The sequence below is a fragment of the Paenibacillus sp. Y930 genome, assembly GCF_056786375.1.
The window spans coordinates 481,393-495,310 of record NZ_JBXCIX010000002.1 but is presented as its reverse complement, the minus strand read 5'-3'; the positions used below and the strand labels follow the sequence as shown (position 1 = coordinate 495,310).

Annotated in this window: 9 protein-coding genes and 1 pseudogene; 3 read left to right on the top strand and 7 right to left on the bottom strand. The window is 42.7% G+C overall.

The window, feature by feature from the left end; genetic code table 11:
* Positions 1-9 precede the first annotated feature (9 nt).
* The 5 genes from AC1TO5_RS07650 to AC1TO5_RS07630 form a co-directional block, all read right to left on the bottom strand.
* Positions 10-984: an ABC transporter permease gene (locus AC1TO5_RS07650; protein ID WP_482062490.1), complete on the bottom strand. Its 975-nt coding sequence runs from the start codon at positions 982-984 to the stop codon at positions 10-12.
* 73 nt (positions 985-1,057) lie between these two features.
* Complete coding sequence (locus AC1TO5_RS07645) at positions 1,058-2,770, bottom strand: ABC transporter substrate-binding protein (protein ID WP_482062203.1); 1,713 nt, start codon at positions 2,768-2,770, stop codon at positions 1,058-1,060.
* Positions 2,771-2,921: 151 nt separating this feature from the next.
* Positions 2,922-3,986, bottom strand: a complete 1,065-nt coding sequence (locus tag AC1TO5_RS07640; RefSeq protein WP_482062202.1) for a response regulator transcription factor — start codon at positions 3,984-3,986, stop codon at positions 2,922-2,924.
* Positions 3,961-5,766, bottom strand: coding sequence for a sensor histidine kinase (locus tag AC1TO5_RS07635; protein WP_482062201.1), 1,806 nt, complete (start codon positions 5,764-5,766; stop codon positions 3,961-3,963). The genes AC1TO5_RS07640 and AC1TO5_RS07635 overlap by 26 nt, the downstream gene beginning before the upstream one ends.
* A gap of 17 nt (positions 5,767-5,783) precedes the next feature.
* Positions 5,784-6,863, bottom strand: coding sequence for a response regulator (locus AC1TO5_RS07630; RefSeq protein ID WP_482062489.1), 1,080 nt, complete (start codon positions 6,861-6,863; stop codon positions 5,784-5,786).
* 598 nt (positions 6,864-7,461) lie between these two features.
* On the opposite strand from AC1TO5_RS07630, the pseudogene AC1TO5_RS07625 reads away from it, so the two are divergent.
* The 3 genes and pseudogenes from AC1TO5_RS07625 to AC1TO5_RS07615 all read left to right on the top strand — a co-directional run.
* Positions 7,462-7,731: pseudogene (locus tag AC1TO5_RS07625) on the top strand (transposase); the annotation flags it as partial.
* 182 nt (positions 7,732-7,913) lie between these two features.
* Complete coding sequence (locus AC1TO5_RS07620; protein WP_482062200.1) at positions 7,914-8,141, top strand: hypothetical protein; 228 nt, start codon at positions 7,914-7,916, stop codon at positions 8,139-8,141.
* Between the two features lie 132 nt (positions 8,142-8,273).
* Entirely contained in the window at positions 8,274-8,567 is a 294-nt protein-coding gene (locus AC1TO5_RS07615; protein ID WP_482062488.1) for a transposase, read from the top strand.
* 190 nt (positions 8,568-8,757) lie between these two features.
* Here the strand turns inward: AC1TO5_RS07615 and rarD are convergent, their stop codons facing one another.
* Both rarD and AC1TO5_RS07605 read right to left on the bottom strand, forming a co-directional pair.
* Positions 8,758-9,648, bottom strand: coding sequence for an EamA family transporter RarD (rarD, locus tag AC1TO5_RS07610; protein WP_482062199.1), 891 nt, complete (start codon positions 9,646-9,648; stop codon positions 8,758-8,760).
* 309 nt (positions 9,649-9,957) lie between these two features.
* Positions 9,958-13,878 carry a lamin tail domain-containing protein gene (locus tag AC1TO5_RS07605; RefSeq protein ID WP_482062198.1) on the bottom strand — a complete coding sequence of 1,307 codons (3,921 nt, stop codon included), beginning with the start codon at positions 13,876-13,878 and terminating at the stop codon, positions 9,958-9,960.
* Positions 13,879-13,918 lie beyond the last annotated feature (40 nt).

The following is a 13,918-nucleotide window of genomic DNA, read 5'->3' as shown; positions in this document are numbered from 1 at the left end:
GAGCCCCCCTTATATAATTCGCTCTTCGCCGAGACGCGTGGCGATTAAATTTGCGCAGTAAAGTAATATAATACTGACGACCGTTTTGAATATACCAGCTGCTACACCGAGAGAGTAGTTCCCGATTTTGAGCCCGTACTTGAGGACGAATATGTCGATCGTCTCTGACCAGTCGATCACTTGTCCGTTGCCTAAGAAGTATTGTATGTCGAAGCCCCCGCCATTCAGCATCCAGCCGACGTTCATGATCAGGAGAATGACGATAATTGACCTGATGCCGGGTAACGTGACGTTCCATATTTTGCGATAGCGCCCTGCGCCGTCTATTTCTGCTGCTTCATACAAGGATGGGTCGACGGATGCAATAGCTGCTAAGTAAATAATTGTATTCCAGCCAACTTCCTTCCAGACATTGGTCAATCCAACAATTCCCCAAAAGTATTTACCTTCACCAAGCCAAAGAATCGGTTCATCGATAATGTGAAGATTCACAAGTAAGATGTTAATAATGCCATCTTCGGTGGACAATGACATTGAGACTAGTCCAGTCACTATAACCCAAGATAAAAAGTGCGGAAGATACGAGATCGTTTGAATTAATCGTTTGAAGCCTGTATTCTTGATTTCGTTAAGTAGTAGCGCTAAACCAATCGCTGTCACGAATCCGAGGATAAGTGAGATTAAGCTCATTGCAATCGTATTGCGAAGTACCCGGAAGAAGCCTTCATCCATAAACAGAAACTTAAATTGATCAAACCCGACCCAGGTTTGTTCCAAGATCGAGACTCCTGTCATCGGTTTAAAGTCTTGAAAGGCCATTAGCCAGCCCCAAAGTGGAAGATAGGCAAAAATTATAACGTAAATCACCATCGGAAGAGACATGATGATCAATTGTCGCTGTCGGATTATCTTATTTCCAAAATCGATAGTCCGCGAAGCGGACTTAGGTGTACTTTCAACCTTTTGGACTGTATTTTGCGGCATCATCTCCGCCTCCTGTCTTAAACGAGCGGAAGACTGGAACTATTGCTCCAACCTTCCGCCCTCTGTCATCAACTTATTTACTCGACCAAGCATTTTCACGCCATTCAAGTTGTTCATTCACTCGATTCAAGAAAGCATCCGTATCCACTTTATCCATCTCTTCTACATACTCAGCCCATACTTCATCGAATTGATCTGGTTTGCTCAAAATTGCTTTCGGCAATAATTTAAAATCCAAATCTTTCATTTTCTGATTGGCTACTTTTGCAGGAGAGCCTTCGATAAGGTCAATGTTCCATGCTGGGTAAGAAACTCGATTCTCTGGTGGATTCGAGAAGAAGTCTGTCCACGTTTTATAACCGTATGCAGATAACAGTTCTTTGTCGATATCCTTCAAATTAGCGAAGAATTCGTCTGGCTGATTACCAGCACCATCAGCATTGCCATCTGCGTAGTTACCTTCTAACTTAGGAAGATATCCCCATAATGAATCAGCTTTGTTTTGTTGTTTCCAAGTAACATCTTCTTGTTGCGTACGCATTTCCGGAGTTCTATAGTATAGGCCATTGTCACCTACAAGATAGTCGGCTCCTTCTTCTCCCCAGGCAAGACGTTTTTGCCATTCTTCTGACAGCATTGTATCGATAAATTTAATAATTTTTTCTGGATCTTTAGCATTTACTGTAATACCAAAACCATTACCTAAGTTAATCACCGGACGGTCAAGATAGTAATCTGTAGTGCTCGCATCGTAGACAAGTGGGAAACCTACATAAGTGCGGTCAGTTTTCCCTTGAGATACCAGTGAATCATGAGCTTGCCCGAAGTTCCAACGTTGCTCAAACATACCAAGTACGCGGCCGCTTGAAACTTTCGCCAAAAACTGATCATAGTTTTGTGCAAAAGATTCTTTATCCATCAAGCCTTTGGCATTAAATTCATTCAGCTTACTATAGTAAGGTTTTGCTGTATCTGTTGCAGAAAATCGAGTGGCAACGTTCGTATCTGGATCTACTAGAACGCCTCCATCATTTGGATGACCTGCTAAATGCTGTGGCGCGTTACGTAGACCCCAGTCACGCCAGTCATAAGCAAGTGATGTATACCCAATTGTCGGTTGTCCGTCAATCTCAGGGTATTTAGTTGCATAATCTTCTATCAGCTTAAAATAATCATCTAATGTTTTGATTTGAGGATAGTCATATTCTTTCAGAATAGCCTTTTGGATATAGAACGCTGGTCCCATGTAGTCAGTTGGCTTAAAGTCGCCTTGATATACTCCATAGTTGGGCAGCCAGTAGATGTGACCGTCAGCAGGATCTTTCAATTGCTCCCACACTTTTCCGAAATGTTTCTTCAAGTTCGGTGCGTGTTGCTCAATTAGATCTTCTAGCGGAATAACTGCATTAGCCGCAGTCAACTTTGTATTTGCCGTAATCATGTCAGGATAATCTCCGCCGGCAATCATAACGCCAAGCTTCTGTTCAATATCACCAACAAGATATTCTTCCTTCAGAGTTACGCCTAGCTTTTCTTTAATCTCCTGATAGATCTTGTTATCTTCCGTCGGGATCGGTCCCGTAGCAGCCGTAAATAATGAAATCGTGAACGGCTCCACTTTTGTTTCAGATGAGTTGGATTCTTTTGTGGAATCGTTTGTTTTCTTTGTGTTAGATGACGTATCTTTGTTTCCATTTCCATTACTAGAGCAGCCTGACGCTACAATGCTAAACGTCAGAATCAACATGAATACCCAGTTGACCGTTTTTTTAGTTCGAACCCCCATGTTAAATCCTCCTTATCAAATATAATGCAAAACGGCGTGCAATCGTCTTACTTCTCTTATGATAGCGCTTTCTATATTGCGTTTACAATTCACATATTAAATGCGTACCCCCCTCAAAAATCGGTTTTGACGATCTTACTTTCTCGAGGTTTCACCATTTGGAGGTTCGGTATTCCGCCGGTTTCCTCCCTGTGCGCTGTTCAAAATGCCTCAAAAAATAATGGTATTGCGCATACCCGACCTGCTCAGCAATAGCACCGATCGGCTCGTTGGTATCGCGAAGCTTCTCGCATGCCTCGGAGATCCGCAAATCGTGCATCCGATCCAGCAAACCACAGCCGAATTTGTCCTTGTAAGCTTTACCTAAATAAACGGGATTCAAATAAAACCGCGCCGCCACGTCCCTAATCGATAGTGAGCTGCGATATTTCTCTGAGACGTACCTGTCAATCTCGGTCAACGTACTACCAGGTCTGTGCTTGCGAAGCGATTGTAGTGCTCTGATTACCTGCTCGGCATAAGAGAGAATCCCCAGCCGCACGGATTCCAGCTCGGCGTTCTCGCAAGATGGATCCGGGTGGGGACGCAGCAACAACGCCGGATCTCCACCTGATTCACGAATCAGCTTGCTACATTGAACGGTCAATGAACAAACAAACAACTTGGCCCATTCGAAAGACTGGCTCCACAGCTCTAAGAACAAGCTATTGATCTCTTCCACCGCACGTTCTCCGTTCACATCTTCGATTGCTTGTAGCACGTCCTTCATCCGTTGCACCGCCAGCGGCGACAACGAAGTCTCTTCACTGTCTTCTATTTTCCGCCGGAGTGCCCTCTTTGTGTCGAGCCTCTTGCGGATCTGCAACAAAACCTCAGCCGTCTCTTCTTCGATAATCGGCTTGAGTAAATAGTATTTGACGCCAAGCTGCATAGCACGTTTAGCGTATGTAAACTCGCTGTAGGCGCTAAGCACAACGAATTCGATCGGGGCTCCATTTTCCCCTTGCAACTGTTCGATTAACTCCAATCCGTCCATCTCTGGCATTCGGATATCCGTCACGATAACGTCCGGCTTAAGCTCGTGTGCAGCAGACTGCGCCTCGGCGCCGTTCTCACACACACCGCAGACGCGGAATCCATGCCCTTCCCAATCTACAAACATTAGCAAGCCTTCAATCGCCCAAGGTTCATCATCCACCAGTAGCACCGAGTACATTTTTTCTGCTCCCTTCATCTTCTGGTAAGGCAGGAATCCGAAAGCTAACTCGCGTACCTTCGTTGGGACGGCTGTCAATGTAAAAATCGACACGTTCCCCATAATGAAGCCGTAGCCTCTTATAGACGTTGCGCATTCCCACGTTCTCGTCCGAATCGAGACTGTCGTCCATCATGCTACGGATTTCGTTTAATCGTTCCTCATCCATGCCTTTGCCATTATCTATAACCTGCAAATACAAATAAGTATCTGTGCGCCGGGCTTCAATGCGAATAATACGCTGCCCTTTGACCGTCTGCAATCCGTGCTTGCACGCATTCTCGACAAGCGGTTGAATACACATTTTCGGCACCATGCAGCTTGCAGCTTCCTCTTCGATGTTGAATACGTAATCAAACTGGTCCGCAAACCGGAACTTTTCAATTTTCAAATACATTTCCGTAAAATGAAGCTCGTCCTGCAAGGTTACGGCGGCATCAGACCAACTGAGAAGCCGGCGAAGCAATTGGGACAAGTTGCGGATAATGACGGATACTTCCGTATAACCGTTTTTCGCACTAACAACGAGCAGGGCGTTTAACGTATTGAAAAGAAAATGTGGGTTTACCTGGCTTTGTAGCAGCTTCATTTCGGCGCGAATCTGCTCCAACTGCATATCCTTTTGCTTTATTTCAAGCTTGTAAACATCGTTGATGAGTGACTCGATCTGGGCGGCCATCCGATTGTAGCTGCGTATTAGACCGCCGATCTCGTCCTGACCTTCACTCAACTCGATCAAATGAAACTTCTCATTCGTCGCTTTGTCCAAATGGCGGGACAGCCGGCGAATCCGGTAATTGTACGAACGTAGCATGACGAAAATGAGCGTCGTTGGCAGCAACGTACTGATGGCGATCAGCATCCAGATGAAGCGCTTGGAGCTCTGGATAGCCGTCTGAAAGCGATCTTCTTCCGCAAGACCAGCAAGCTTCCATTCACTGATATAAGAAAGGCTGCCTAAAGGACTCTGGTACATCAGTCGGTTGTCCTCTCCGCTGTCAGTTGGTCCAATCTGCGCCATGAACTGGGACGATGGGAACAACACCTGGCCTTGCGGATCCAGCATCTTAAGCATCATGTATGGCTGCTCCAGCTCCAGAATTTCATTGAATTTGCTAAGCTTAAGATCGATGCGCAAATATTTTGCATATTGTCCGTGCATCGGATACTCGTTCAGTTTACGCACGATACTGAAATATTCTTTTTTCGCATTCAAGTTCATAAGATCGACATCGGCATACATCAAGACGTTGACATCTGACGAAGACTTAGAAGCTGCCTCGTACCAGGGACTTCGCTTTGCCGCTTCGTCCAATATAAAGTAATTGCTGCCGCTCACGACAGTCGGATTTTCCGTGAATACTGAAATATTCTCGACGTAGGTGTAGGCAGATATAAACGGTCTCATTTTGCCGCTCAGTACCTCATTGAAGCTTTCATAGAATTCGACCACATCGGCGTATTCCTTATCCAGCTCCTCGTATAGGATACGATCTGTCGCGACGGAATAACTTAGAGTAACGCCACCTTCGATCATATCCGTCACTTTCTTGGCCGCCCGCTCAATCGTCCATTGAAGGTTAGTCTGCTCCCGGGTTTGAATGTTCTCCGACATTTTATGAAAAAAGAGAAAATTGATTGTCAGGATCGGTAAAAGAACGCACAGCAAGTAGATGAGCGTGAACTTCCATTTAAGTGGGATGTTGTTGACGAAGCTGAACCAGCCGAACTGCTTACGCATGCAGATACCTCCTTGGATTAGCCATTTTTGTATTGAGAGGGGGTCATGTCCATCCATTGCTTGAATTTGGCGGCAAAATGCTCGGGATCGGCGTATCCGACTGTCCGAGCCACGTCGGCGATTTTCAGATCGGTTCGCCGCAGAAGCTTGCGGCCTGCCTCAACCCGCGTGCGGTGAACGTAGTCAAGGAAAGAAATACCTATTTGTTTTTTGAACAATTGTCCTAAATAAGCAGGCTGAAAATGAAGTAATCCCGCGATGGTCTGCAGTTGAAGAGGCTCATGGTAGCGCTCTCTAATTAACTGAGCAGCTTCCCACGCGATACCGTTCACAGACCGCTGCCGTGCCAACTGCTCTGCCACTTTGTGTGCGAACGATACCAATATGTCTGGCCAACGGTCTACCCTGTTTGGCAGGATCGGAAGTAGGAGGCCTCGTTCGCCTTCTAGAGCCGAGTTTGCTGTCTCTCCCTCCATCACTTTCCATAAAATTTCCAATAAAACGTTTGACAAAAAAACCTTACCCGCCTCTCCATTGCCTCCGAACGAAAGCACTAGTTGGCGGCAGAGCCTTTGAACCGCTTCGTCGATCGCCTCACCGTCTCTAGTTACAATCGCCAGCAATAGACGATCCTCTGCATCGAATAGTGGATCACCGGCCTCCGGAATGTTCCAAGTAGCTTCCAACGGTGGTGTCGTAAACTGCAAGCCCAAAGTATCGCGATCGTCCCGATACGACCATTCACTGTGAAATTTAACGAGTGAAGCATGAATTTCCTCAACATCGATCGGCTTCAACCAGTAATTGAGCACTCCGCACGTCAGCGCTTTCTGGGCTGAAGTAAAATCATCATGCCCGCTTAGAATGACGAAACGACACGACGTGTTCAACTCCTTCGTGCAGTACTGTATTAACTGCAACCCATCCATAACCGGCATACTAATATCCGTCACGACCAGATCTGGATTAAGTTCCTGAATTCGGTCCAGTGCTTCTTCACCATCTCTTGCTTCGCCACAGACATGGAAGCCGTGGCCTTCCCAATCGATCATGAACATCAAGCCTTCCAGTACAAGCGGTTCATCGTCTACAAGCAGAACGGTATAGATAGGAATCCTCTCCCTTTCTCAAATATATCCATATTATTTTCAGGCATTTATAGTGTTTTCATCGATAGTTTATCTAGATGCTAGGTTGGAGTCTTCGATTTATAAGTATTGTTATGAAGGCGCTTTAATTGCCATGAGCCTTTATTGTATTTTCAAGTGAGTATGTCTGTCAATCTTTGGTAACGGCTATAGAATTCTGCATACCTTTCTTCACTATAAGGAGCAGTACATAAATGAGATTCTAACAATATTCAAGAATCAATCGTCGTTGAGAAAATAAAACAAATGCATCCTGAATACTTAATCGGAAATTCAATTCGTTGGAATTTTTCTAAATTTCTTGTTAATCAAGAAGGAGAAGCCCTTCATCGCTATGAGCCTTGGGATTCCCTTCTCGATATCGAACAACACATTGAGCAGTTAATACAATCTTAATTTATATGAAATAAGCTGTTCAGAATAGGCAATAATCAAAAAGAGACCCAATAAGGAGAACCCTGCAAAACGAATACATTATCTGTAAAACGGAGCCCAGTACCCTGCTAGTACTAGATTTGTTGTATAATGGAAGAAAAGTAAAAGTGAGATGAGCCTGTTGTTGCATGCCGGTAGACAATTAACTACATCGTTCCATGCGGAATTATATAATCTTGTTCCTGAAGATCACTTGTTGCGAAAGTTTCATCGCATCGTAGATTTCAGCTTCATTCATGAGCTGGTCGAAAACAGCTATTGCAAATATTACGGCAGACCGGCTAATGAGCCTAAGCTGCTTTTTCGTCTGCTCTTTTTGCAGATCCTTTACAATCTTTCAGATGAACGAGTTGTTCAGGAAGCCCAGGTGAATTTAGCATACAAGTGGTAAGTCAATGTGTGGAAAAAGGACTCAATAAGGGTAAAACTATTATTTTAGATGCGACTCATACCCAAGCAAGTAGCCAAAAGCAGCGTCCTTTGGACGTGTTGCGGGATGCAGCTAAACGTCTTATGCGAACGGTTCTCAAACGAAATCCGAAGTTGGAGAAGAGACTACCATCCATGCCGCGCGTAAAAAGCGAGCAAGAGGATGCCGAGCGGATTACGCTCCATTACTTGGCTAAGTTGGATGAATCCGTGGAGGAATTACTGCCTGATCATGAAGGGGCCATTAGTGACAAGCTTCAATTGGCTAGACAAATCGTAGAAGATGAAAAAAGAAATGATTCAGCCTGTCGTCCCCCTAAATCCTGTTGTCCATCATGGAGGCGAGCGGCAAGAAGGATTTGAATACAGCAAAGATGCGGATTTTGTTGTATGCCCTGCCGGACAGCATAGCACTCGGAAAGCGATGCAAAGTAGTAAACAAAGCGGAAACAGTCGATCCCTTGTGTTTTATTTTGATGTTGAGAAGTGTAAGACCTGTGTCCGCTAAGCGAAGGGTGCTACAAACCAGAATCAAAGAGCAAGACTTACTCGTTTCTCATCATTGCGGAGCATTTCAAGGAACAGATCGAGTTTGAGCTTAGTGATACGTTTAAAGAGCGGATTAAGCGGAGACCATTTATTGAACACAAGAACGCAGAGATGAAGAGGTTCCACGGGATGGCAAAAGCCAAATACCGAGGTCTATTTCGCATGCGAATACAGGCATACCTCACTGCATTTGTTGTAAATGTGAAACTAGTAGAGCAAAAGCAGCCCACCCTCAGATGATAGGCGAGCTGCTTTTTGAGTTTTCACGATTACATTTCCAATTTGAAACTCACTTTTACTCAAAAACAAGACTTTTGCAGGGCTCTCCATAGGGGGGCGGCTCGCCCCCTTTTTTGTACATCCTCCTGAATTGACGTCGCAGGAGCCGAAAGATTGGATCGCCAAGAATTATATCAACGAGATCAAATCTTCAAGCAGCTTCACTTAACTGCCTTGACGGTTTCGATTTTCTGAAAGATACGAACGTATAGATGATTAAGGCAGACCAAATAAACGAGAAGCTAACCAGCTGTCCCTCTGTGAAAGTCTCGTCAAATACGAAGACAGCGAGCAGCAGGCTGGTAGTAGGCGCAATATATTGAATGAAGCCTACCATTGAAAGCGGCAGCCTTTCGGCTGCTCTTGCAAAACAAAATAAGGGAAGCGCGGTAAAAGCACCGGATAATAGCAAGAGAACCATTGACCCTCCAGATAAAGAAAGGACTGTCGCATTGCCATCAGCATGGATGAAAGTCATATAGATCATTGCAATCGGAACGACGATCATCGTTTCCCAGGTCAGACCTAAGAGGACATCTAATTGGGCAACTTTTTTGGCTAAACCGTATAATGCGAACGAAACCGCGAGTACAATAGCAATCCAAGGCACATGACCATATTGAACTGCCATCAACATGACACCAATTCCAGCGATAATAATTGCAGCCCATTGCCCAGCTCGCAGCTTTTCCTTCAAGAACACAACAGCAAATACCACGCTAATTAACGGATTCATATAATAACCTAGGCTTGTCTCAATGACATTGCCATTATTAACTGCCCAAATAAATATAAGCCAATTGCAGCTTATAAAAATGGAGCATATTAAAACGGCCAGTCTGCTTTTACGGTCTTTAACGACGCTTTTGAGATGCTTCCAGCGCTTGGCCGCTGTAACAAGCACGGCAACGAAAACGAAAGACCACAAAATTCGGTGGGCTAATATTTCGCCTGCTGGCATCGTTTCAAACAATCGCCAGTATAAGGGCAGCAGACCCCAGGATAAGTAAGCTAAAACACCGTAAATGATGCCTTTCTTCATAAAAAAACTCCTCTAGCTGATTCTCTTAAATCCATCAGAATATTATATAATAGCCTACATCGCATTGTAAAACACAAAAAAAGGTAGTATATCCATATGAAGAAGTACTATGCAGGAAGATTAACATTTTCAGCGAGCTTTAACCGTCTGCGATCCTGGAGAAAAGAAAAACCGAGCGAAAATCAGGAGTAGATACCTGTAGATCGTCAGCTGGTTCGTAACACTCTCACCCTATAGACTGAACCCATGCTGGGCACAACACAAAAAATCTCCCTTTGGTGAATTCCAAAGGGAGATTTTTCATTTCATTTACTTAACAAACTCAGTTACAAAATTTTTGAATATGGTGGCCACTGCTGCTCTGTCGGCATTTACCTTTGGTGCGAATGTGTTTCCGGCAATTCCGCTTATAATGCCATAACTTTGAAGTGTTGTCACTTCATCCTTCGCCCAATCGCTCACTGCGTTTGCATCTACAAAGGCTGGCTTGTTTGTGCCTACTAATTTAGTGCCCTTGTACTCAATATAGTTATGGATCATCACAGCCAATTGCTCGCGAGTGATAGGTGCACTTGGATCAAATTTCCCATTTCCTACACCTGACACAATCTTATTATCAGCTGCCCAAGCAATTGCAGCGCCATACCAAGCATCCTTATCAACATCCACAAATACTGATGTGTTGTAGCTCGTAAGGTCTGCTCCCTCCATATTCGCAATGACCTTGGCAACCATAGCTCTTGTCATTTCGTTATTCGGTGCAAACTCATTGTCACTTACCCCATTGAAGAACTGGCGAGCTGCTACAAAGTCTACTGCATCTGCATACCATTGTGTGCTTAAGACATCTGCAAACTCCACTTTATTGTAGCCAATAACAAAGCTAGAGAAGTGGTTAACCGTCATCGTTACTGTACCAGCCTCAGCATCATATAATCCCATGACATGTTCAAGGTTTCCGTTCTTGTCCAGATAGTATACAACAATAGCGTTTGGATTCTCGCCTTGGCGTAATGTGTACGGAACGGATACGCTCGCTAAACCACCATTGAAATCACTGATCTCTTCATCACCGCTTGTTACTGTAAAATCGAATATCAGTCTGTCCGCAATCCGCTCTTTAGTAACTCCAGACACTGAAAGCGTGCTCGGATCAACAACGCTAGCAGATATCTTTACATCAGCCTTAGCCGCATCGGCAATTGTTTTTAGAGTTATATCGTCAAACGTGATGGTTGCAATTGGTGATGCAATTACAAATGCTTCTACCCGAGATTCGACTAATGCTCTAATCGATTTGTTTGGAATCATCATTTCAACTGTCTTGGCATTTGCAACAGCTTCTACTTTGATTTCAACAGTGGTTTCTGTTCCGTTCGCAGCTTCCACGAAAGCAATTGCTTCTGCTAATGCTTGTTCAGTTAGAACTGCTGTAGCTACGCTGCCTTCAGAAGTTTGTGTTAACACGGAAGTAACGTTGATTCTGTTCTGATCTACTTTCGGTGCGCCTGGAGTTACTGTTTCATTGTTACTGCCTCCAGTACCTTCATTGCCTGTATTTCCGGAGTTATCATCTACATTTCCTTTATAATCAGATGCAATAGAACCTATAGATAAAGAGCCCGATTTTTCGCCATCTTTAAATCGATACACCGGTCTTTGACCATCTTTAGTAAAACTTGCCTCTGCAATTGCAAATCCTTCATTATTGAAACTAATATCGACACCACTTGCAGGCATTATATGAATAATTTCTGTTTCTTTATCTCCATTGAATGATATTTTTGCTGCACGATTATTAAATCCATTATCCGCAACAACCCACAATACATTTTCATATGTATCGTAGTCAAGAGCCATTGCTCCACCAATCTTTCCGTCAATATCAGCAATTTGTACAGAACTTCCATCTTCATTTAGAACATATGCATATACATGACCATTATCTTCTAATGCAACAAAGAACACACCACTTGCAATTGCATTTGGATAATTAGTTGCATCAAAAACTGTATTCGTATTTTGGTCATAAAGCTTACCGTCAACATTTGCGTTTGATACCCATTCTACAGATTCAATTCCCATATTGGCAGAAACCTGTGGTAATGAAGCGGTTAAATCCCATTGTTGTAATGCAACTAAATCATCGTCTTCTTTATGTGGATCAACGCTCAAAATCATATTAAAGTTAACGCCCTTAACATTATTATCACGTTCAGAAGCAATATAAACAATACCGTTTCCATCTACTGTAATTCCTTCTGCATCCGGTCCTGCTGCTCTTGCATCATCTGCATCTTTTTGGAATCGAACACGTTTGCCATTTTCAAAACCTTTTGCAAAACTTAACTTTCCATCTTTTGAAACGTCTAAAATCCAAAACTTACCTGTACCATTATCAACTGCATATAATTGGCGATTAAAGAAATCCAATCCTGAAGAATCTTCTAAAAATGTTGGTTCACGGTCAAAAATTACAACTTCACCATTACCTGGCCATGCAATAATTTCAGGAATACCTTCAAATTTATTTGGTGCACCCACAGTTGCTTCTTTTGTATTTCTATACTCATTTCCAGTTACATCTGGATACAATCCCCAAGTCGGATTTGTATGATCTGGCCATGTTGTGCTAGCTATTAATCTATCATTTTCAAACAGACGTACAGAATCATTCTTTCCAAGTCCAAAACCAAATGTTTCTTCTGTTAATACCAAAAATCCATATGCTGGAATTGTTGTACCATTAGAGATAACATATTGATGTGTATCATCACTATCTTTAATTACTATTCCCGAAATATCTAAAACTTCGCCTGTTGGATTAGCAAGCTCTATCCAATCAGGTCCCTTATTTAAGTCATTTGACTGTACTTCATTTAATATAACTGGATTTGTTACAATATTTGCTTTTCCCTTAGTCGAAGTGGGGAATTCTACAAGTTCGCCTGTTCCATCTGGAATTCGTGCGTATACACCATTTGCATGTATTACCCACGAATATTCTGCAATGGACACACCATCTTTATTAAAAATAGTAACTTGATCAGCCTTTCCTAAGCCAAATGTAAAATCCTTATTACCATCAAAAACATAAAATGCGCCTGGATTAAGATTTGTTCCATCTACTACGGGTGTTATATCTGCAGCATGACCTACTGGGTCATCATCATATAAATACCAACCAGATAAATCTACGTTTGTAGTTCCTACATTATAAATTTCAACCCAATCGGTTTCATCATCGTTAGACTCTACTTCATTGATTACAATCTGAGGTTGATACCAATCGTTTTTTAACCCCTTTGTTTCTTTCATTAATCCAAATGTACCAGTCCCATCTGGATATCTTCCGAAAGACGCCAATGAATCATTACCTTCATAACTAGCATGGCCAGTCCATGAATAGTCATCTAGTAAATTCCCTTCATTATCATATAAACGAATAGAATCTCCTGAACCAATACCAATTGCTTCTTGGAATTCACCTGCAACATAAGCTTTTGTCTGATCATTATATACCTGACCATTCATACTTGCATCAACTACAAACAGTTCTCCTGCTTGCAGATTTGTTCCTTCTGCAAATTTCCAACGATGGTCATCAGAATTGTCGCGAATTTCATAACCAGAAAGGTCCATCTCTTCTGTTCCTATATTCATAAACTCTACCCAATCATCCGGCGCAGAATTAATCTCATTGATTACTAATCTATGTTTAGGTAATTCTTCTTTTTCTACAATATTTAACTCACCTTTGGTTGGTTCCTGATCAACAAATTCTCCTGTACCGTCTGGAACCCTTGAATATGTACCAACTGCATGACCTGAATAAATATACGAGTCCAATAAAGTAGTGCTACTATCATACAAAAAAACTGTATCTTCTTTTCCCAAGGACAGATTATTTAACACAACATCATGCTCAATAACCAAAATTTCGCCAGCTTCTAATACAGTCCCATCCTCAATACGCCATTCCTTATTATCTACCAACCGTTCCAAACCTTTATCATCTGTAACAAACCATCCACTAATATCTATATCACTATTGCCAGTATTAATAATTTCAATCCAATCTATATCTGTAACTGCATCATTAGATTCGATTTCATTAATAAAAACTGTATTTTCTACTTCTGATGCCTGTACATAATGCGTTGGAGATATTACCATGGATGCAATAATAAACATGCTTAACATACTCATTGCTTTTTTCCTGTTTTTCATTTTCACTGCTCCTTATTCATTTTTATAATTTTATTAGGCA